The sequence below is a fragment of the Sorangium sp. So ce302 genome (genome assembly GCF_051530145.1).
Classification (GTDB): domain Bacteria; phylum Myxococcota_A; class Polyangia; order Polyangiales; family Polyangiaceae; genus Sorangium; species Sorangium cellulosum_B.
In genome coordinates this window covers 12764254-12784867 of sequence record NZ_CP150326.1, presented here as the reverse complement: position 1 = coordinate 12784867, position 20614 = coordinate 12764254, and the positions used below count along the sequence as shown (strand labels likewise).

The 20614-nt window shown below is 71.5% G+C and carries 13 protein-coding genes; 8 read left to right on the top strand and 5 right to left on the bottom strand.

Annotated features, from left to right (window positions below; genetic code table 11):
* The first annotated feature begins 52 nt into the window (after nucleotides 1-52).
* The 3 genes from WME73_RS48295 to WME73_RS48285 all read left to right on the top strand — a co-directional run bounded on the left by WME73_RS48295 (nucleotide 53) and on the right by WME73_RS48285 (nucleotide 6657).
* Nucleotides 53-4168 carry a protein kinase domain-containing protein gene (locus WME73_RS48295; RefSeq protein WP_437913991.1) on the top strand — a complete coding sequence of 1372 codons (4116 nt, stop codon included), beginning with the start codon at nucleotides 53-55 and terminating at the stop codon, nucleotides 4166-4168.
* Between the two features lie 285 nt (nucleotides 4169-4453).
* Nucleotides 4454-5200, top strand: coding sequence for a hypothetical protein (locus WME73_RS48290; protein WP_437913990.1), 747 nt, complete (start codon nucleotides 4454-4456; stop codon nucleotides 5198-5200).
* Nucleotides 5201-5292: 92 nt separating this feature from the next.
* Nucleotides 5293-6657 (top strand): sigma 54-interacting transcriptional regulator, encoded by a 1365-nt coding sequence (locus WME73_RS48285; protein ID WP_437913989.1) that lies wholly within the window; start codon nucleotides 5293-5295, stop codon nucleotides 6655-6657.
* 146 nt (nucleotides 6658-6803) lie between these two features.
* Here WME73_RS48285 and WME73_RS48280 read toward each other — a convergent pair whose 3' ends face one another.
* Nucleotides 6804-8123: a hypothetical protein gene (locus WME73_RS48280; RefSeq protein ID WP_437913988.1), complete on the bottom strand. Its 1320-nt coding sequence runs from the start codon at nucleotides 8121-8123 to the stop codon at nucleotides 6804-6806.
* A gap of 7 nt (nucleotides 8124-8130) precedes the next feature.
* Between WME73_RS48280 and WME73_RS48275 the strand changes: the two genes are divergently transcribed.
* From WME73_RS48275 to WME73_RS48265, 3 genes are all read left to right on the top strand, one after another.
* Entirely contained in the window at nucleotides 8131-8538 is a 408-nt protein-coding gene (locus WME73_RS48275) for a hypothetical protein (RefSeq protein WP_437913987.1), read from the top strand.
* Nucleotides 8539-8735: 197 nt separating this feature from the next.
* Nucleotides 8736-8948 carry a hypothetical protein gene (locus tag WME73_RS48270; RefSeq protein WP_437855162.1) on the top strand — a complete coding sequence of 71 codons (213 nt, stop codon included), beginning with the start codon at nucleotides 8736-8738 and terminating at the stop codon, nucleotides 8946-8948.
* Nucleotides 8949-9392: 444 nt separating this feature from the next.
* Complete coding sequence (locus WME73_RS48265; RefSeq protein WP_437913986.1) at nucleotides 9393-10244, top strand: hypothetical protein; 852 nt, start codon at nucleotides 9393-9395, stop codon at nucleotides 10242-10244.
* 124 nt (nucleotides 10245-10368) lie between these two features.
* On the opposite strand, the gene WME73_RS48260 is transcribed toward WME73_RS48265, so the two are convergent.
* From WME73_RS48260 to WME73_RS48250, 3 genes are all read right to left on the bottom strand, one after another.
* Nucleotides 10369-11259 (bottom strand): cyclase family protein, encoded by an 891-nt coding sequence (locus tag WME73_RS48260; RefSeq protein ID WP_437855155.1) that lies wholly within the window; start codon nucleotides 11257-11259, stop codon nucleotides 10369-10371.
* A 67-nt stretch (nucleotides 11260-11326) separates the two neighbouring features.
* Nucleotides 11327-12721, bottom strand: a complete 1395-nt coding sequence (locus tag WME73_RS48255) for a pyridoxal-phosphate dependent enzyme (RefSeq protein ID WP_437873959.1) — start codon at nucleotides 12719-12721, stop codon at nucleotides 11327-11329.
* Between the two features lie 173 nt (nucleotides 12722-12894).
* Entirely contained in the window at nucleotides 12895-14622 is a 1728-nt protein-coding gene (locus WME73_RS48250; RefSeq protein ID WP_437913985.1) for a helix-hairpin-helix domain-containing protein, read from the bottom strand.
* Nucleotides 14623-14845: 223 nt separating this feature from the next.
* On the opposite strand from WME73_RS48250, the gene WME73_RS48245 reads away from it, so the two are divergent.
* Nucleotides 14846-18067 carry an esterase-like activity of phytase family protein gene (locus WME73_RS48245; protein ID WP_437917511.1) on the top strand — a complete coding sequence of 1074 codons (3222 nt, stop codon included), beginning with the start codon at nucleotides 14846-14848 and terminating at the stop codon, nucleotides 18065-18067.
* Between the two features lie 134 nt (nucleotides 18068-18201).
* Here the strand turns inward: WME73_RS48245 and WME73_RS48240 are convergent, their stop codons facing one another.
* The gene (locus WME73_RS48240) at nucleotides 18202-18906 is read right to left on the bottom strand and encodes a helix-turn-helix domain-containing protein (protein ID WP_437743028.1); all 705 of its coding nucleotides are present in this window, start codon (nucleotides 18904-18906) and stop codon (nucleotides 18202-18204) included.
* A 321-nt stretch (nucleotides 18907-19227) separates the two neighbouring features.
* Here WME73_RS48240 and WME73_RS48235 point away from each other — a divergent pair, with 321 nt between their 5' ends.
* Entirely contained in the window at nucleotides 19228-20100 is an 873-nt protein-coding gene (locus WME73_RS48235) for an NAD(P)-dependent oxidoreductase (RefSeq protein ID WP_437913984.1), read from the top strand.
* Nucleotides 20101-20614: the final 514 nt, after the last annotated feature.

Sequence of the window (20614 nt, the reverse complement as noted above, 5' to 3'; positions counted from 1 at the left end):
ATGAGCGCCGCTCACGGCCCCCGTCCGCGCCCGTCGCGAAGGGAAAACCGATTTGCATCGCTGTCCATCGTGCCACAGGCGGATCGCAGAGGCGGCCTCGTGCCCCCGGCACGGCGGGCCGCCGCCTGGGCCTGCGCCCGCAGAGGCCCGCGGCTCAGCGCCGCGCGTCGAGGGCTTCCGTCTGACCGAGCTCCTCGGTCTGGGCGGCTTCGCTGCCGTCTGGGCAGGCTGGCGCGAGCGCGACGAGGTGCCGGTCGCCGTCAAGGTCGGCCTGATCGACGCGGAGCAGAGCGAGCCGCGCTTCCAGCGCGAGGCCGGCGCTCTCGAGCGGATCGGCCCCCCGCACGTGCCGCGCCTGTACGGGCAGGGGAGGCTCGACGATGGCCGGCCGTGGATCGCCATGGAGCGGCTGCGAGGGCGCACGCTCGCGGCCGACCTCGCGGCGCTGCCCGGGCCGCCGGACCCGGGCTGGGCGCTCGGGCGAGCCGATGCGCTGCTCGTCGCGCTCGAGGCGGCGCATGCCCGGGAGGTGATCCACCGCGACGTGAAGCCGGAGAACGTCTTCCTCGTGCCAGCGACCGGCAGCGGAGCGCGCGCCGGCGCCGCGGGGCGAGGCCTTCCCGGCGCGGAGGAGCGCGTGGTCCTGCTCGATTTCGGCCTCGCCAAGCGGGGCGCCGGCGCCGAGGCGACCGGCGCCGAGCTCACGCGCGTCGGGACCGTCGTTGGGACGCCCGTCTACATGTCGCCCGAGCAAACGCGCGGGGACCTCGCGATCGACGCGCGCGCCGACATCTACGCGTTCGGCGTGATCCTGTTCGAGCTCCTGACGCTGCGACCGCCGTTCGTCGGCGACGCGGGCGCCATCGAGCACGGCCACCTCGCGCTGCGTCCGCCGCGCCCGACCGAGCTGGCCGCCGTCCCGGCCGCGATCGAGGACGTCGTGCTCGCATGCCTCGCCAAGGATCCAGACCGCCGGCCCGCGAGCGTGTCGCTGCTCCGGCGCGCCCTCGCCGCGGCGGACGCTGGCCGCGCCAGCGGCGCTGTCGTGGGGGCTGGCCTCGCCGGCGGCGCTGTCGCCGTGGAGGCGGCCCCGCCCGCGGCCCCGGCCGAGCTGCCCGAGAGCGCGGGGAGCACCCGGCTCATCGCGGACGGGCGCGAGCCGGTCGTGGTGCTTGTCGCGGACGTCAGCGGCGCCGTGCCGTCGGCCGTCGCCGCGCTGGCGAGCCGCAAGGGGCTCGTCGTCCGCCAGCGCGGACGCCGCCTCGTGGCGCTGTTCTCGGGCCGCGACATCGAGCATCCGGCGCAGGCGGCGCTCGCCGCCGCGCGGGAGCTGGTCGGCCGGTGCAACGCGCGCGCAGGGCTCCACCTCGCGGGCGTCAGCGTGCGCCGGAAGGGCAGGTGCGCGCCCGTCGCCTACGGCACGGCGGTCGATCGCCCGGAAGGCTGGCTGCCACCCGAACCCTGGTCCGGGGTCGCGCTCAGCGCGGAGATCGAGCGCGTGCTGGTGGAGACCGAACCCACGCCACCCTCGACAGGCGCCGCGGCCGCGATGGGCGCGTCGACCGCGACGGGCGCGGTCGACGGCGAGGTGCCCCTGCTCGGGCAGAGCGAGGTCGTCGAGGCGCTGGCGGCGAGTGCCGCCGCGGCCTTTGACGGCACGTGTCCCGGCCTGATGACGCTGCTCGGCGACGCCGGCCTCGGCAAGACGCGCCTCGCGAACGAGGCGGCTGCCGTCGCGCGATCGCTCCATCCGGAGGCGCTGGTGCTCTCGATGCGCGCGGCGCAGCCGCTCGCGGGCGAGGTCGCGCGAGAGGTGGAGGAGATCCTGCGCGCCGCGCTGGGCGCGCAGGAGAGGCCGCCGGCCGACGTCGAGGCGTTCTGCGTGGAGCGGCTCGGCCAGGAGATCGGGCGCGCGGCGTGGCCGTCCGTGGCGGCGGCGCTCGGGTGGGGCGCCCCGTCCGTCAGCGCGTCGCGCGACCACGAGCTCCTGCGGGCGATCGCGGAAGGGCTCCGCCGGCGCGCGCGCCGCGGGCCGGTGGCCGTGATCCTCGACGACGCGCACTGGGCGGACGACGCGCTGCTCGATGCGCTCGAGGTCGCGACGCTCGACGGCGCCGGCGTGGCGCTCTGGGTCGTGGTCGCCGCGCATCCGCGGTTCGAGCAGCTCCGCCCCGGGTGGGGTACCCGCACGCAACGCTTCGAAAAGAGGGCGCTTTTGCCGCTCGACGAGGGCGCCGGGATGCGGCTCGCGGCGGAGCTTCTCCTGCCGGCGGAGTACCCGCCGGCGGACACGCTGAGGCGGCTCGCCGCGTGGGCCGGCGGCAATCCGGCGTGCCTTGTGGCGATCGTCCGGGAGCTGAAGCGGGCCGGGATCGTGCGCCAGCGGTCGAACACAGGCAGCTACTACGCGGCGACCGCGGCGCCCGAAGGCCTGGCGCCCTCGCCTGGGTGGCAGTGGCTGGCCCTGCGGAGGCTCGAAGCGCTGCCGCCGGAGCTCGCGGCGTGCGCGCGGCTCTGCGCGGTGCTCGGGGCCTCGTTCACCAGGGCGGAGCTGGAGTGGGTCCAGGACGCCGCCGATCGGGCCGGTGGGGCCGGGTCGCCGGTGGACGCGGGCTTCGGCCTGAGCGCGCTGGTCGAGCGGGGCATCCTGGAGCGCGCGCCGCGCGCGTCGCGCACGCTAGGCGAGCGGTACGCATTCCAGAGCGGCGTCTTCCGGGACTCGGTGGTCGAGCCGCTCCATCCGGAGCACCGCAGGGACACCCACCGGTACGCGCTGGCCTTCTGGCGAGCGCGGGTCTCCGCCGGGGATGCGACCCCGGAGACCCTTGCCTCGCTGGCGCGGCACGCGAGCGCGTGCGGAGCGAGCGCGGAGGCGGCGGAAGCCTACGTGAAGCTCGGGGACATCGCGCTCTCGGCTCACCGACACGTCGAGGCCGACCAGCACTACAGTGCGGCCCTCGAGCACATCTCTGCGGCGGACCTGCGCCGGCGCGCGCTCGCGCTCGCGGGCCGGGGCAGGATACGCTACCGAGCGCACCGGACGCGGGAAGCCATCGAGGATCTGACCGCGGCGCGCGAGCTCGGCGAGCGCCTCGCCGACGAGTTGCTCGTCGGCGAGATCCTCCTGGAAGAGGCCATCCTGCTCGACTGGACCGGGGATTACGAGGGGTCGGCGCGGCGCGTGGAGCAGGCGCGCCCTCTCGTCGCGCGGTCGGGCTCACCGCGGCTCGCGGTCCGGCTCGTGGTGGCCGATGGACGCAGGTGCGTGCGGACGGCGCAGGTGGCGCAGGCGATCGCGCTCCTGGAGAAGGGCGCCGTCGAGGCGGAGGCGCTCGGCGATCACGACAGCCGGATCGTCGCGCTGCTGCTCCTGCCGGTCGAGCTGGCGCACGCGGGCTCGTTCAGCGAGGCAGAGGAGCGCGCGCGCGAGGCGATCGACCTCTGTGCAAGGGTCCACGATCTGCCGCACCTGTGCGTCGCGTACATGAACCGCGTCGTGCTCTGGACGCTGAAGAAGTCGCCGTCCCGGGCCACGGAGGATCTCCGGCGCGTCATCTCGCTCGCGCGCGAGATCGGCAACCCATGGCTGGAGCGCGTGGCGACCTACAACGTCGCCGAGCTGCTCTACTGGAGCGACCGGCGCGAGGACGCGCTCGTGCTCGCCCGCCGGGCCCATGTCCTGGAGCGGCGGTTCATCGAGCGCCCGGTGCCCGAGTGCTCCCTGCTGCTCGCGCGGCTCCTGGCCACGGCGGGGCAGCACGACGAGGCGCGCGAGCTCATCGCCTGGGTAGCGGGCGCCTGCCCGCCAGAGCCCGGGGCGCACGCTGCGTTTGCGTGCTTCCGGATGCTCCAGGCGCTGCTGATCGACGAGGTGGAGAGCGCCGTCGGTCCCCAGGAGGGGATGGCCCATGAGACGGTGGCCCATGAGACGTTGGATGAAGCGATGGGCGCAGCCAGCAGCACGGGGAGCGTGCTGTTCGCCGATGAGCTCCTGGAGATCCTGTACTGGCGGGCTCGCCTCGCCCTGCGGGACCGGCGAGATGCCGACGCTTCTGCGGTCGTGCACGAGGCGCAGGCCATGCTGGGGGAGCACCCGGCGTGGCGGGCTCGCTTCGATGGCCTCGCGCGCGCCCTCGAGAAGGTGCTGGCTGGGCCATGCAGCACCTGAGGGCTTCAACATGCAGGCACCGCCGGATCTCGGCCGCATGGGTGTTGTACGACTCACGTGCTTCGCGCGGCGGCGCGGCCATTTCTCATGCAGGGCCTGCTCCTGCCGGGGCGGGCCGCTGAAGCAGAGGGCCGGCCTGCGCCTTGCATAGCTTGCTCGCCGAGCACATGCGGTCGGCGCCGCGCGCGCCTCGGGGGGATCATGTTCATTTCACGAGCGTTCAGCGGTGTCATAACGGGGTTTTCTCTCTTCATCGCCGGATGTGGAGCAGAGCGGCACAGCGGCATGAGCTCGCGCACCGAGGAGCAGGACGCGATCATCGTCATGAACGGAGACGATCCTGCGTTCTTCTGGCGATCCGCGACGCAGCAAGCCTTGCGCGCCCTGGCCGAGGTGCCGCTCGAGGGATCGAGCGGCGAGCTCACCGACACCCCGCTGCTCGTGAGCGCAGAGGGGCGGCGGCTCCTCTCCTACATGGTCCTCTGCGCGCTCCCTGAAGGCGAGGCGCTGCGCGGTGGGGCCGCGGGGGTCTCCTTCGAGGGCGCGGTCGGCCTCGCGCCACGGTGGAGTTCGTCGCCTCTCGACGACGTCGAGACACAGCGGTGGATGACAGCGTGCCTGCTTCAGACGCTCAACGGCCTCAGCATGGAAGTGGAGGTCCGGATGACGGGGAGCCACCAGGCGCTGGCCGGGCGCCCGGGGGCCGCGCCGTCCGAGTTCACCACCCCGGATGCCACGATGTTCGGCAACCTCTTCCATCCGGACAGCCCGGCTGCGTTCGCCTGCATCGACAACACGGAGGTGGCCGCGTGCGGCGTCGACTGGAGCGGACATTCGGTCCAGCGGATCTGCGGCATCTCGCCCACGTGCGGCGTCACCCTCCTTGGCCGGTGCTCCCTCGCCTGCGCTCGTGACGCGGACGGCCACTCCACGTGTGACGCGCCGGGAGGCGGCCGCTACGTGGAGGCCATCACCACGCGCCTGCATAGCAGCATCTCTCTCGACTCGTTCGCGCCCTGCAGCAGCCTGTGACGCGCCGGGCAGGCTCGGCGCTTGCCTGCCTCGGCGTACGACGACACGCTCCGGGAGCGCGGGTCGGTCGCTCGTGTGGTAGCTTGAGATCGATGGCCTCGGAGCGACCCCCCTGCCAGGATGTCGGCGCGACGGCGGTGCTGGAGGCGCGCCCCCGCGAGGTGGCGTTCAGCCGGTTCCACGTCCAGGTGCAGCTCGGCCCAGATCAGGGCGCCTCGCAGGTGGCAGATGCGCCGGAGCTCGTGATCGGCTCCGCCCGCGGCAACCAGCTTGTCCTGACCGACCAGGCCGTGTCGCGGCACCACTGCGTCATCAACGTCACGCCACAGGGGTTTCTGCTCCGGGACCTCGGCAGCACCAACGGCACGAGGGTCTCGGGGATCCGCGTCGAGGCCGCGTACCTCGATCCGGGGGCGCTGATTGGCGTGGGCCAGTCCACGCTCCGGTTCGACGTCCTTCCGGACGAGATCCGCGAGCCGCTCGGCGACGAGGACCTCTCCGGGCGCGCCCTCGGGCAGAGCACCGCGATGCGGCGAATCTTTGCCATGCTGCCGCGGGTCGCGGCATCCGACTCGACGGTGCTCCTCGAAGGGGAGACCGGCACCGGCAAGGGGCTCTTCGCCGAGCTCATCCATCAGCAGAGCCGCCGCGCCTCGGGGCCGTTCGTCGTGATCGACTGCGGCGCCATCCCACCCACGCTCATCGAGTCCGAGCTGTTCGGGCACGCCAAGGGGGCCTTCACGGGCGCGCAGCAGGCGCGGGCGGGCGCCTTCGAGGCGGCGCGCGGGGGGACGGTGCTGCTCGACGAGCTCGGCGAGCTACGGCTCGACCTGCAGCCCAAGCTGCTTCGCGCCCTGGAGGAGCGGACGATACGGCGGGTCGGCAGCCTCGACCCGATCCGCCTGGACGTGCGGGTGATCGCCGCCACGAACCGCGATCTGCGCCAGGAGGTGAACCGGGGCAACTTCCGCTCCGATCTCTTCTATCGGCTGAACGTGGTCCGGATACGCGTCCCGTCGCTGCGGGAGCGCCGCGAGGACATTCCGCTGCTCGTCGCGCACTTCTACCGGCAGTTCGCCGACGGGGCCAAACCGCCCCTGGGGCTCGTGGAGGCGATGGCGCGCCACGACTGGCCGGGCAACGTCCGCGAGCTGCGCGGCGCGGTCGAGCGGGCCGTGCTGCTAGGGGATCCGGTCCTCTGGCGGGAGGGCGCGGCGACCGAGGGCGAGGCGGCGCAGGGGGAAGCTCGCGAGAACGTCTTCAGGGAGGACGATCTGTCGCTGTCGTTTCGTGAGGCGAAAGAGCGAGTCATCACGCTCTGGGAACGCGCTTATGTCCACGCGTTGATCCGCACCAACGGCAGCAATGTCTCGCGCGCGGCGCGGGCGGCGCGGATGGATCGCAATTACCTGCGGGAGCTGCTTCGCCGGCATGGCGTCCTGGCGACCGACGTCTGAGCGTCCGTGGACCATCCCTGGCACCGACGTGCCGGGCGGCCCGGCAAGGGGTCATGACACCGCATCCAACCGGGAGGAGGGCGTGGAGGAGTTCCCCGGTTCGCCCTCCCATGTTCACGGTCGAACCCGGCCGCGGCGACCTCGGATCACATCGGCGTGCGGAACATGGTCTGCGCGGAGCAGAGGACCTGGGTCACCGCCCCGGCCTGCGCGTCGCTGACGGCCGCCGCGGTGAGCGTCGGCGCGAGCGCCTCGATCCCCGCCGCGAACTTCGCATAGGCCTCGACGATGCCGTCCAGCTCGGTGTCGAGGCTGGCTGACGCGCTCGCGCCGGCGTGCGCCTCGGCGTCGAGGTAGGCCGAGAGCGCGGCCTTCAGGTCGGCGTCGAGCTGCGCGTTGAGGTCGACCGTGGCATCGAGGACCGTCCGCAGCGCCGCCTTGGCGTCGGCGGTGGCGCCCGCCAGGAGGCCGAGCGCACCGTCGGCCTCGGGCTGCGCCTCGCCGGAGAGGCTCGCGACGAAGTCGGCGCGCGCGGTCGTGATCGCGTCCACGCTGGCTGCCGCGGCCACGTCCGCCTTCAGCTTGGCGCCTGCGTCCGCGACCGCGTCGACGGTGGCCTGCGCGGCGCCGCTCAGCTTGGCGATCTCCATGGTCGCCTCCGCGGTCGCGCGCGCCTCCAGCTGTGCGGCGGCGTGGGCGCAGGCGAAGAGGACCACCTCTACGTCCGCGGACGCGTCGAGCGCAGCGCTGAGCGCGGCGCGGAAGGTCATGCTCGCCGCGGCCTGCGCCTGGGCGCGCACGTCGGCGGCGGCTCCTGCGGCGTCCAGCGCGGCGTCGACCTCCGCGAGGAACTGAGCGGTCGCCTCGCCGGCGGGAACCTCGCTGTCCAGCGCCGCGTTCAGGGTCTGGGCGGCCTCCAGCTCCGCGCTGGCGAGCGCGTCCGCGTCGATGTCCGCGCCCGCGGCTGCGAGCGCGCGCAGCTCCGCGTGGTGCGCCCCCAGGGTCGCCCCCGCGATCGCCTTCACGACCGCCTTGGTCTCGGCGCCGGCCGACGCCGCGGCCGCGACCGCGGCGGCGAGCTCCGCGTCGACGAGCGCGCGCACGTCCGTCGCCACGGTGGCGTCCACCGCGACGCTGGCGGCGAGATCGATGAGCACGAGCGCCTCGACCGAGCTCTCGGTCGAGATCGGCGCCGCGACGGCGATCTCGCCCGCGGCGCTCCCTGCCGCATCGAGGAACGCGGAGCCGATCACCTGGCCCGAGCCGTCGAGGGCCTGCACGATGAGCGGCTTTGCGTCCACCGGGACCTCCGCGGAGAAGGCCCCCGCCGCGTCGATCGTGGTCTCTGCCAGCGACTCGAGTGCTCCGCTCTCGAGCAGATGAGAGACGCGGACCGTCTTCGTGCTCGCGACGGTGCTCTCGCCGGCGAGGCTGTGGTCGTGAGACCCGGCGCCCTCGTCGGTCACGTGTCCGTTGACGATCGCGAGCGCGCCGTCTCCGGTCTGCGGATCGCCGTCCGAGGACGAGCCACCGGAACCGGAAGAACATCCCAAGGCCATCGAGACGCCAATCACCAAGGCCAACACGCTGCACTTCGAAGAGATCGTTCTCATGCTCACTCCTGTGTTTGCGGTGTACGCTCCGCGCCGCTGGACCATGTCGTTCGGACGAGCCGACGACCCCCTGCGACGCGATCACGACGTGATCACGACGCGATTTGCGGAGGTGGTCGCCGGCCGGTGCCGACAGGAAGCAGGTTTCGCGCTGCGCGCCTGCTGTCCTGACCTACTAGCAGGCTGCGTGCCGTCGGCGCTGCGCGCCTGGCCCGCGGGGAACGCACCGCAGGCCCGCGCGTCTTCGGCATGGAATCAACGGTTCTGAAGGTGCGAATCGACCGGGTGTCACGAGCGCGAAGGGGGGTCGGTTGCTGGGGACAGCCAGCAGTGCTGCAGGCTGTCGCAAGCAGCGGCCGTCAACTTCCGTTCCGGATTGGACGTCCATGTAAGTGCGTTGATGTCGACCTGCGCATGCTCGGATGAACTCGGCCACGTCCTCCGCGCTGACGCAACGCGGTGCTGGTGCCGTGCTATCTCGCCGGCTCGCCGGAGGCCGGCACCAGCGCCAGCACCCGGACGGTCGCGCCGCTGCCGCGCGCGAGCGGCAGCGGCGCGACCACCACGACGGCCCCGGCCTCCGCGCCGCCGGCGCAGGGCGCGCAGCCTTCCCCGGAACCAACCTCGCCGCCTCCGGCGCAGGGCCCGCGCGGCGAGGGCGAGATCGGCCCCGGGTGATCCCGGCCGCAGACCCGAGCAGCTCGACCACTGCCCGCTCGGCCCCCCCGTGCACGCCCTCCCCTGACAACGCCGATCGAAGCGCTCGGCGACGCGGTCGTCATCGGTGTGCCCCACGCCATTGCCCCCGGCTCCGAGCACGCAACCATCATCACACTGCAAATGGGAACGACTCACAGGCCGCTCGCCGTCGTTCTGTCGAGCCTTCATGCCGTGTGAGATTTCGATCATCCACCGCTCCTCACTGGGTCTCAGACGGAGCGCGACGAACGCGACACGCGGCCATGCGCTCATCCTGCACGCCGTGGACAGAGCAGCCCTGACCCCAACGACTTGAGAATTCTTCACAAATCGCCTGTTGAGCACTGGACATGATGGCTAGTCATCGGTACACCCAGGCCGCTCTTCGCCAAGGCCACGAAGGGACGAACCCGGGGGCCGACGATGTACCGGATCGGCATCGCTGCGTTCGCAGCGCTCTCGCTCGCGTCCTTGGTAGGCTGCATCGCAGTTCAGGAAGAGGACGAGAGCGTCGTAGGAGTTGCCCCTAGCGCCCTCGAGTTCGTCAACGCCCTCAACCCCAATGCTCTCAACCCCAACGCCCTCAACCCCAACGCCCTCAACCCCAGCGCCCTCAGCGCCAACGCCCTCAACCCCAACGCATTGAGCTCGGCGGCCCTGAGCGCGATCCGGGATCCGGGGGCGGCGGGTGATCTCTCGCGCCAGCTCCTCAACTATGTGGTCGGCTGTGCGTTCCTCCCGTCGCAGTCGTTCAGCTTCTCGTGGATCGATGGCTCGGGCAAGGTGCACAACGAGGTATACTGGGGAATCATCGGCCTCGTTCCGGACTGGAGCACCAAGGCGCTCGACCTATACAACCAGCAGTGGATCTCGGCGTGCCTCGCGTCGCGGACGAACTGGTACGGCGTCTCCGTGACGATCTCCTCGCGGGGCACTCCCTCGGCCCTCAACAAGGCCGGTACCCCCGAGCTCACGGCCTACACGCGTCTGGAAGGCGCCTTCTGGGGCAATCTGTTTGTCCCCTCTCCTTACCTGAACGCCTGCTACGACGAGGCCAATCGCAGCTATGTACGGTCGCTTATGCGGGAGTGCGCCGCCGGTCACCTCACCAGCGGCGGGGCCGTCCAGCAATGCGGGATGATCAGCATCCGCGGGTCGTGCGCCTCCTACTGCGAGGCGCTCAACACGAACGGCATGTACTACCCGAGCTGCGTCAACAACCTCACCGGCAGCCAGGAGTCGACCTCCCGTGTGATCACCGTCTTTCTTCGCTAGCGCGCCGCGGCTCCAGCTCGTGCGCCGTTCAGTCCCTGGTTCAGCGTCCATGGGGACCGGGCAGCTCAGCACTCCCTAACACGCGATCAGCGACGAACCAGAGCGACGTGGCTCCAGCACCGCGCTACCTCGACGGCTTGCCGGCGGCCGGCACCAGCGCCAGCACCCGGGCGGGCGCGCCGCTGCCGCGCGAGAGCGGGAGCGGCGCCACCACCACGACCGCCCCGGCCTCGGGGAGCTGCTCCAGGTTGGCCAGGTTCTCGATGTGGTAGCCGCCCGCGCCGAGGAACGCCTTGTGCTGATCGAACGTCTGGCTCGGCCCCGGATCGGTCGACAGCGTGTCGATGCCCACGCACCGCACGCCGCGCTCGCTCAGGTAGCGGCTCGCCTCCACGGAGACCCCGGGAAAGTGCATCACGCCCTTCGCGTCCTGGTTCAGGAACTTCGCCGGCTCGGACCAGCGGGCCCCCCACCCCGTCCGGATCAGCACGATGTGCCTCGCGCCGAGCGCCCCGTGCCGCGCCTCCCAGCCCCGGAGATCGTCCACGGTGACCTGGTGGTCGGGGCTCGCCGCGACCTTCGCCGTCACGTCCACGACCGCCGCCGGCCCCACGAGCTGCTCCGGCGCGATCTGCTCGACCGTCGGCGTTCCGGCCTTGAAGTGCGCCGGCGCGTCCACGTGCGTGCCCGCGTGCTCGTCCATCGAGAACCGGTTGAGGTAGTACGAGTCCTTCTCGACGGTGCGGACCGTCTCCGATGCATACGGCTTGCTGCCAGGATACAGCGGCATCTCCGGCGTGATCGGGTGCGTCAGATCGACCACCCGCGCCGCGGCGATGTCGAGGACCGCGGGCGCGGCCTGCGGCGCGGACGGCGGCGCCGCGGCGGGCGGCGACGCCGCAGCGGGCGCGCACGCCGAGAGGGCGAACGCCGCCGAGCACAGCGTGTACGCCGCGGCCCCCCTGACGCCCGCATGAAAGAAGCTGACCACGCCGGTTCCCTGCACCTTTTGCATGGCGCACATGTCACCACAAGCCCGCTGCCGCCACAAGGTGGAGGCCGGGCCCTCGCGCCGGGCCGGCTCAGACCTCGTGCAGCTTCACCCGGCGTCGCAGGTAGTTGATCAGGTCGATGCGGGTGACCAGCCCGACGAACTCGTCACCATCGGTCACGATCGGCACGAGCCCCGCGTCGAACATCGGAAGGAGCTCCCGGATCGGCGTCCGCACGTCGACCGTCCGGAGCCGCGTCGTCATCGCGGCCTCGACCGACTGGCGGAAGCGCGTCACGTCGTCGACGGCCGCGAGGAGGAGGTCGGACTCGTCCAGGATGCCGATGATCTTGCCGTCCTCCAGGACGGGCAGCTGCGACACGTCGTAGAGCTTCATCCTCGCATAGGCCACGAGGAGCGCGTCCGACCGCTGCACCGTGACCACCGCCCTGTCGGCGTGGCGGCGCGTGATCACGTCGCGCAGATCCCCTGTCGGCGCGCGGTCGGTGAAGCCCTGATCGGCCATCCAGAAATCGTTGTACATCTTCGACAGGTACTTGTTGCCGCTGTCGCAGACGAGGGTACAGACGCGCTTCGGCGACGACTGCTCGCGGCAATAACGTAGGGCCGCCGCGAGCAGCGTCCCGGACGACGAGCCGGCGAGGATGCCCGTCCTGGAGAGCAGCAGCCGCGCCGTCTCCAGGCTCTCCCGGTCGGAGATCGTATAAGCGAGCTTGACGCGGGAGAGGTCGAGGATCGAGGGGAGGAAGTCCTCGCCGATGCCCTCCACGAGCCATGAGCCCGCCTTGCCGAGCTTGCCGGTCTTGACGTAGCCCGCCAGCACCGATCCCTCCGGATCGGCGAGCACCATCTCGCAGCGCGGCTGCGCCTTGGCGAAGTAGCGCGAGAGCCCTGTCATGGTGCCGCCGGAGCCGACGCCGCACACCATCGCGTCGATCCTTCGATCGAGCTGCGCGTCGATCTCGGGGCCCGTCCCGGTCTCGTGGGCGAGCGCGTTCGCCGGGTTCTCGAACTGGTTCACGTAGAACGCGCCCTCCTCGCGCGCGATGCGGGCGGCCAGGTCCTGGTAATAGCTCGGGTGGCCCTTCTCGACGTCGGAGCGCGTCATCACCACCTGCGCGCCGAGCGCCTTCAGGTGGAACACCTTCTCCTGGCTCATCTTGTCCGGGATCACGAGCGTGAGCCGGTAGCCCTTCTGCGCCGCGACGAGCGCCAGGCCGAGCCCGGTGTTGCCCGCCGTCGCCTCGACCACGTGGCGCCGCTCGCCCCCGAGCTGGCCGGCGCGCTCGGCCGCCTCGATCATCGACAGGCCGATGCGATCCTTGATGCTGCCGCCCGGGTTCTGGCTCTCCATCTTGAGGAAGAGCTCGCACGGGCCGGCGTCGAGCTGAGTCACCTGGATCATCGGGGTGTGCCCGATGAGAGCGACGATGTTCTCTGCGGGCGCAGGGGTCGGCAGGGGCATTGGCATGACAGCTCAACGGTCACACGACGCGCACCGTCTGTCGAGGTGGTGCCAGCGATGACGCGCGCGTCACGCGCGTCGCATGGATGGCGTGGGTCGCGCAGGGTTGCCGCGGACGGCCGACCTCTGGACCGAAGCGGCCTTCGCGGCGTCCGGGCCGCACGCCGATGCGATCAGGCGGGCCGGACCGCCTTCTGGAACGCGGCCGGGCCGAGCGCGTTCAGCACCTCGCCCCGGCGGAGGCCACCTCGTCGCGCGGTCCCCACGCCGAACCGCAGGTTGTGGAGCGCGCGCGTCGAGTGTGCGTCCGTCGAGATCACGAAGCGGATACCGCGCTTGCGCGCCTCCTTGATCCACCGGGGCTCCATGTCGAGGCGGTACGGGTCCCCGTTCACCTCGACGGCGGCCCTCGACTCGGCCACGGCGTCGAGCACGTCCTCGACGCGGCACGCGAACGGCTCGCGCCGCTGGATGAGCCGGCCGAGCGCGTGCCCCCAGATCTTGAAGACCGGCAGCCGCATGGCGCTGACCAGCCTGCGCGTCATCTGGTCCGCGTCCATCTTCATGCGCGAGTGGATGCTCGCGATGACCACGTCGAGCTGCTCCAGGATCGCGTCCGGATAATCGAGCCTCCCCGACTCGAGGATATCCGACTCGGTGCCTCGGAGGAGCTTCACGCTCACGCGCTCCTGGACGCGGGCGATCTCGTCCCACTGCTGCTTCAGCCGGTCGAGGCCGACGCCGTTCGCGTAATGGGCGGCGGGCGAGTGATCGGTGATGGTGATGTATTTCATCCCCATCGCCTCGGCCTCCAGGGCCATCTCCTCGATCGTGTTCTTGCCGTCCGAGTACACCGTGTGGCAGTGCACCATCCCCTGGATATCACCCTCCTCGACGAGCTCGCCCGCGCGGCCCGCCCGCGCGGCGCGCTCCACGGCAGCGACGATGTCCTCCGCGCTCTCGCGGAGCTCGGGCGCGATGTACGGGACGCCGATGTGCTCGTAGAGGTCCTCTTCGGTCTTCACGGAGAGGCGCTTCTTGCCCCGCGAGAGCCCTCTCTCGTCGAGCGTGAGCCCCAGCTCGCGCGCTAGCGCGCCGAGCGCCGAGAGGTATTCGGGCGCCCCCGTCCGGTGGTGAAGCGCGGCCGCGTAGTCCCGGGGCGGCACGCAGAGGAGCTCGCCGCGCAGGCCGCCCGAGAGCCTCACCCTGCAACGCGCGTCGCCGCGCTCCTCGACCTCGGCGACCTGCGGGGACCGGACGAAGCAGTCGATCACCTGCGCGGCGTCGTCCGCCGCGGCCACGAGGTCGATGGCCGTCACCGTCTCTTCCCAGCGCCGGATCGAGCCCGCGAGATCGGCCTGCTCGGTCGCCTCGCAGCCGCGCACGTGGGCGAGGAGCGGCTCGGCCGCCTCGAGCGCGTCGACGAGCAGGACGCGCTCGTCGCGCGCCTCGTGGCGGGCTATCCCCTCGAGCAGGCTCGCCTCGGTCTTCGCCCCGAAGCCCTTCACCGCCCGGACCTTCCCGGCGAGACAGGCCCGCTTCAGCTCCTCCACGCTGCCGATGCCGAGCGCCTCGTGGAGCGCCTTCATCCGCTTGAGGCTCATGCCCGGCACCTGGGCGAGCTCCAGCACGCCGCTGGGGAGCTCGGCGCGGAGCTCCTCGAGCTGCCCGGAGCGCCCCGTCTGGTAGAGCTCGGCAATCTGGGCGGCGAGCGCCGGGCCGATGCCCTTGATGCCGGTGAGCTTCTTGCCCCGGACGAGCGCGCCGAGGTCGTCCGTGAGCTGCTCCAGCGCCTCGGCCCCCGTCTCGTAAGCGCGCGCTCTGAACGGGTTCTCCCCCTTGATCAGGAGGAGCGTGCCCGTCTCGCGGAGGGCGCGGGCGATGTCGAGCTTGTCGAGCATGGATGACGGCAACTCTAGCACTCGCGGGCCGCCGGAGTTCCTGCCGCAAGGCCCCGTGCAGCGGGGCAGTTTGCCACAGCGCCACCGGCGGAGGCATCGGCGGCCGCTCCCGGCCGGGAGCATCGAAGTACATGGATTTGCAATAAAATTTTCAAGCAGCTGTCGCGTCGCCGGCGATCGCCTCGGGCACTGTGGGCGGCTTCAGCAAGGAGGACGTGACGTGATGCTGCGCAGTCTCACCTGGATCGGCCTCGGCGCCGCGGCGCTGGCGCTTTCGGGGTGTTCCGACGATGGAGGCGAGGTACCGAGCGGCGGCCAGAGGGGCGGCGCCATCCTGGGCTTCAGCGACGAGCCGGCCGGCGACCGCTGCGAGAACGGCGGCACCCGGGTCGACTCCGGCCGCGATCTCAACGACAACGGCCAGATCGAGGAGGGAGAGGTCGAGGCGACCACCTACCTGTGCAACGGGCTCGACGGCAAGGCGGGAGCGGATGGCCCCAAGGGCGAGCCTGGCGACGACGGCGCCAAGGGTGCCAACGGCGCTGATGGCGAGGACGGCGCTGACGGCGAGGACGGCGCCAACGGCACTGACGGCGCTGACGGCGCCGACGGCAACGACGGCGCCGACGCCCAGCAGGTGCTCATCGACATCGCACCCGAGCCGAGCGGACCGAACTGCGCGAATGGCGGGCAGAAGGTGGCCAGCGGGCTCGACGCCGACGACGATGGGATGCTCGATGAAGGCGAGATCTCCGACACCGCCTATGTCTGCCACGGCGAGGACGGCGGGCGCGGCGTCGCGGGGTTCCAGCTCGTGGCCAAATACACGGCCCCCGGCGGTCCGATCGCCGAGATCGTGGCCGCCTCTCCGGACGGCAACGTGCTGGCTTACACGAGCAGCGTCACCCACACCGTGGGGTTCGTGGATATCTCGGATCCAAGCAGCCCTGCGCTCCTCGGCACGGTCGACATCGCCGGCACCGTGGGCAACGGCAACAGCGAAGCCACCGCCGTCGCGATCACGCCGGATGGCCGGTATGCGATCGCGGCGGTGAAGGACACGACGGATCCGATCCACAACGCCGATCCCGGCGCCCTGGTCTTCATCGATCTCGCGACCCGGGCGATCGCCGGCTCGGTGGCGGTCGGCGTCGGCCCCGACAGCCTCAAGATCACGCCGGACGGCGCCCGGATGGTGGTCGCCATCGAGGACGAGGAGAACGCCGATGACAACGCGGTCGCCCAGGCGCGCCCCGGAAGCGTCCAGATCGTCACCATCGATGAGAGTAACCCTTCGGCGTCGACCGTAGCCACGATCGCCCTCACGCCCGGGGTCGGCAACATCCCTGGCGATCCGCAGCCGGAGTACGTCGACATCACGAGAGACGGCAGGACGGCGATCGTGTCGCTGCAGGAGAACAACCTCATCGCGGTCATCGACATCGCCTCCGCGACGGTCACCCATTATATCGAGGCCGGCACGTCCACACACGCTCGCGCCGATCTCGCGTCGAACGGCGAGATCGAGCTCGCGAGCTCGGGCTTCACCGGGCTGCTCGAGCCGGACTCGGTGTGTCTGCTCGCGGATGGCCGGCACTTCGTGACGGCCAACGAGGGAGACACACCGAACGAGGCGACAGCCGCCGGCCTGTGGTCGGGCGGCCGGGGATTCTCGGTCTTCGACCTCGACGGCGCCCGCGTCTACGACAGCGGCGACGCCGTCGAGCGGCTCGCGGCGCGCGCCGGCGCCTACCCGGAAGGGCGCTCCGGCGACCGGGGCATCGAGATCGAGGGCTGCGCGACTGGGGTGTTCGGCGGCGACGACTACGCCTTCTTGCTGGGCGAGCGCAACGCGACGCTGCTCGTCGTCGACGTGAGCGCCCCCGCGGCGCCGGTGCTGAAGCAGCTGCTCGGCGCCCCGATGAGGCCCGAGGGCGCGGTCGCGATCCCGTCGCGCAACCTCGTGGCGGTCAGCGGCGAGGGCGACGACGGCGTTGGCGGCGGCATCTGGCTGTATCGCTCGGTCACGGATCCGGCCGAGGTCGGCCACGGCCCCGACGTCTACGATGCACGCTCGGGGGGCCTGGGCTTCGGCGCGCTCGGCGCCCTCGCGTACGAGCCGGCCACCGGCTTCCTGCTCGCGACGCCCGACAACGCCTTCGCGCGCCAGCGCATCTGGTCGTTCTGGCCCGATCATGGGGAGCGGCGCATGCAGCTCGTCCGCGAGCTGATCCTGAAGGACAGCGCCGGCGCCGAGCTCGTGGGCTACGATCCCGAGGGCATCTCGGTGAACCCCGAGGGCGGTTATATCCTCGCCAGCGAGGGTGTCGCCGGCAACGGCGGCAGCGCGACCTGCGTTGGCTCGGAGGTCAGCAACCGACTCCTGTTCGTCGACGAGCGCGGCCAGCTCGACCCCGGCTACGGCGACGGAGGCATCGTGGATCTCCCGTGCGGCAGCGACGCGAACGCGATCGACTGGTCGACGGTGCGAGCCAACGGCTTCGAGGGCATCGCCGTGGTCGACAGCGCGCCGTCTGCTTCAGGCGGCCTCAAGGTCTATGTGGCCATGCAGCGCGCGCTCACGACGGAGGGCCAGAACACCCGCCTCGGCGCGTACGACGTCGATACAGGCGCGTGGAGCTGGTACTTCTATCCGCTCGACGCGAACCCCGGCGGATCGCGTGGCAACACGTTCCTGAGCGAGCTCATTCACGTGGGCGGCGACACGTTCGCGGTGGTCGAGCGCGACCAGGGCTGGGCAGGCGAGGCGGGGAACAAGACGATCCGCACCTTCGCGCTGTCGAGCGGCACACCGAACGACATCGCGGATCCGGTGGACAAGGCGCTCGCCTGCGATCTCCTGGAGCACGCGTTCCGCTTCGATCCGGAGAAGATCGAGGGGCTCGCGCTCGGCGCCGGCGGCCTGTGGGTCACGAACGACAACGACGGCGGAGAGGCGATGAGCTTCTTCGTCCGGCTCGACGCCTCGATGCTGGGCATCCAGGGCGGAGACGGGGAGCCGGAGGAGCCAGGCGATCCCGAGGAGCCAGGCGATCCAGGTGGAGAGACCCTGGTCATCAACGAGGTGCGCTCGGCCGGCGAGGACTTCGTCGAGCTCCACAACCGTGGCGCATCGAACGTCGATGTCGGCGGCTATCGGCTCACGGACAGCGATCCATCGCACGAGCTCGTGCTGCCCGCGGGCACGGGGGTGCCTGCGGGGGGATACCTGCTGATCCGCGGAGAGAGCAGCGGGGAGCCGCTCAGGCTCACCTTCGGGCTCGGCTCAGGGGACTCGGCCATCCTGTACACGCCTGGCGGCGTCGTCATCGACGAGCACAGCTGGACAGGCCACGTCGATACGGCGAGCCGCTGCCCCGACGGGACGGGCGCGTTCATCGCGCCCGCGCCGGCGACCCCGGGCGCGGCCAACGGCTGCCCCTGAGGGCGGATCGCCGCGCCGGCCCCCCCGCCGGCGCTGCTCAGGGCTGTCCGCGCATATCCTCTCCTGTTTATTTCGCTGGTCTCTTGGCGCCCTTGGCGTCATCGCGGCTCGCCTTGGCGGCTGTTTTCTCTGGTTTAGCGCGCGCTGGCTGCCACCTTTGCCGGCGTCACGCCGAGGACGCGGCGCATGCACCTCGCCATGTGGCTCTGGTGCGAGAACCCGGCCTCGATCGCCACCTGGCTGGCGGGCAGGTCGCCGCGCAGGAGCAGCGCCTTCGCGCGCTCCACCCGGCGCTGGATCACGTACTCGTGGACCGGCACGCCGGTCGACCGCTTGAACAGCGTCTTGAGGTGGGACGCGCTGACCCCGGCGACGCCGGCCAGCCGATCGAGCGACAGGTCGTGATCGAGGTGCTCCTCGATGTACGCCGTCACGCGCCGTAGCTGCGGCGCAGACAGCCCTCGCCGCAGGCGGCCCGGCGCCTTGTAACGGCCGAGCAGGTGCGCGGCGAGCGCGACGCCGAGGCTCTCCCTGTAGAGAAGCCCGGTCGGATCGCCGGCCCTGCGCTCGGCGTCGAGCGCCCAGGCGATGTGCTCGATCTGCGGGTCCCTGACCTGGTGGCGCGGCTCCAGGCCGGCTTTGTCGGGATCGAGCCCTATGTCCGCTGCGACCCGGCGCAGCAGCGAAGGGGACAGCGACAGGATGAGCGAGGTGCCCGCGTCGTCCTCCTGCCAGACGTCCGAGGCTCCGGCGGGGATCAGGTCCACGTCGCCGCGCGTGTAGACGAACCGATCGGCGCGGCAGGCCCCGCGTACCGGCGCGCCCGCATGGATCTTCACCCGATGATCCTGCGAGGCCTCGAGCGCGATCACGCCAGGCTGGGTCGAGTGAACGCCGACATGTACCCCGACGTATGGGCGCGGCGCGCCCGCGGGCGGCTCCAGTCGGATGGGAGCTCGGGTCTGTCCGATGACCTGCATCCCCGCCAGTATCCACCGCCGCCGAGCGGCGCGCCACGGGGCGGCTCCGCGCTCGCCGCCGTCCGAACGTGCTCTCCGGGCGTCCGATCGTGCGCGACGGCCCGGGCCGCAGGCCCCCACCTTGGCCGGCACGAAGGCGCGCCCGTCATCGGCAGACGGGCCGCAAACGAAGGAGCTCACATGCGTGAAGTCACGGTCATCGGTCTGGGTCTCATGGGCACCGCGCTCGCTCGGGAATTGCTCCGCAGCGGCGCTCGCGTCACCGTCTGGAACCGCTCGATCGCGAAGGCCGCGCCGCTCGTCGCGGAGGGAGCGGTGCTGGCCCCGAGCGCGGCCGCAGCGGCGCAGGCGAGCGAGATCGTGATCACCTGCATCACCGACTACCGCGCGACGTACGGCGTGCTGGAGGGGCGCGACGTGGTCTCCTCCCTCGCCGGCAAGGTGCTCGTCCAGCTCAGCACGGGCAGCCCCGAGGACGCGCGTACCCTCGAAGCGTGGGCGAAGCAGCGCGGCATCGACTACCTCGACGGCGCCATCCTGGCCACCCCGAGCCAGATGGGGAAGCCGGAGAGCAGCATCCTCGTCTCGGGCTCGGGCTCGGCTTACGAGAAGAGCAAGCCGCTGCTCGAGAGCACGGCCGGGGCCGTGAGCTACCTCGGGGAGAAGGTCGGCTGGGCAGCGGCCATGGACCTGGCGTTCCTGTCGCACCTGTTCGCGGGGCTCCTCGGCTTCTACCACGGCGCCCGCATCTGCGAGGCCGAAGGGATCCGCGTGGCCGACTTCGGGGCCATGGCCGCCGTCGTCGCTCCGGCCATCGGTGGGATGGTCAAGCACGACGCGGACTCCATCCAGTCCGGAGCGTACGAGGCCTCGGAGGCCACGCTGGAGATCTGCGCGCAGGCCGTCGAGCTCATCCAGCGGCACGCGCGGGAAGCGCGGATCAACGCCGAGCTCCCCGCGTTCGCCGCGGCGCTCTTCAGGAAGGGAGTTGCCGCGGGCCACGGGGCGGAGTCGCCAGCCGCGCTCATCAAGGTGTTTCGCGAGAGCGCTTGAAGGTGGCGATGCGCGCGCACGCGGGCAGAGGAGCGAGCTCCGGATCCATCTCAAGCACCATTGCAGCTTCATCGGCAACCTGGGCATCGTCTGCCGCCATACCCCCCTGAACAGATCGAGCTGCTCACCAGCAGCCTCGAATGCATCGCCTCGATCTTTGCTAGCACTGCCTTGAAATAGGAACGTAAGCCCTCCGCGACGCTGCCGGCGAGGGCCGCGCGGAGGCTCACGGCCCTGGCAGGTCGCGCGCGCACATCGCCGAACCATAGTAGTGGCGGCCACTGGTCTCGTAGGGTGCGCGGTAGGTCGTCGTCTGCCGGTATCCGGCGGCGACGAAGCTCCCGCCGTGCGTGACGCGCAGGGCAGCGTGGTTGTCTAGCCGGGAGCAATCGGCGCACGGCACTGGGTCGGCAGGCGCCCGCCGTCCCACGCGCAAAACGCGAACAGCTCGAGCCATGTCGCGCACACGATGGGTTTGTCCTCGTTCGCGGCCGCAGCGGTCGAGGCGGTCGCG

Coding starts and splice junctions, on each gene's coding strand:
- WME73_RS48235 (WP_437913984.1), top strand. CDS start 19,228: ATGCGTGAAGTCACGGTCATCGGTCTGGGTCTCATGGGCACCGCGCTC.
- WME73_RS48250 (WP_437913985.1), bottom strand. CDS start 14,622: ATGCTCGACAAGCTCGACATCGCCCGCGCCCTCCGCGAGACGGGCACG.
- WME73_RS48255 (WP_437873959.1), bottom strand. CDS start 12,721: ATGCCCCTGCCGACCCCTGCGCCCGCAGAGAACATCGTCGCTCTCATC.
- WME73_RS48245 (WP_437917511.1), top strand. CDS start 14,846: ATGCTGCGCAGTCTCACCTGGATCGGCCTCGGCGCCGCGGCGCTGGCG.
- WME73_RS48285 (WP_437913989.1), top strand. CDS start 5,293: ATGGCCTCGGAGCGACCCCCCTGCCAGGATGTCGGCGCGACGGCGGTG.
- WME73_RS48260 (WP_437855155.1), bottom strand. CDS start 11,259: ATGCAAAAGGTGCAGGGAACCGGCGTGGTCAGCTTCTTTCATGCGGGC.
- WME73_RS48265 (WP_437913986.1), top strand. CDS start 9,393: ATGTACCGGATCGGCATCGCTGCGTTCGCAGCGCTCTCGCTCGCGTCC.
- WME73_RS48290 (WP_437913990.1), top strand. CDS start 4,454: ATGAGCTCGCGCACCGAGGAGCAGGACGCGATCATCGTCATGAACGGA.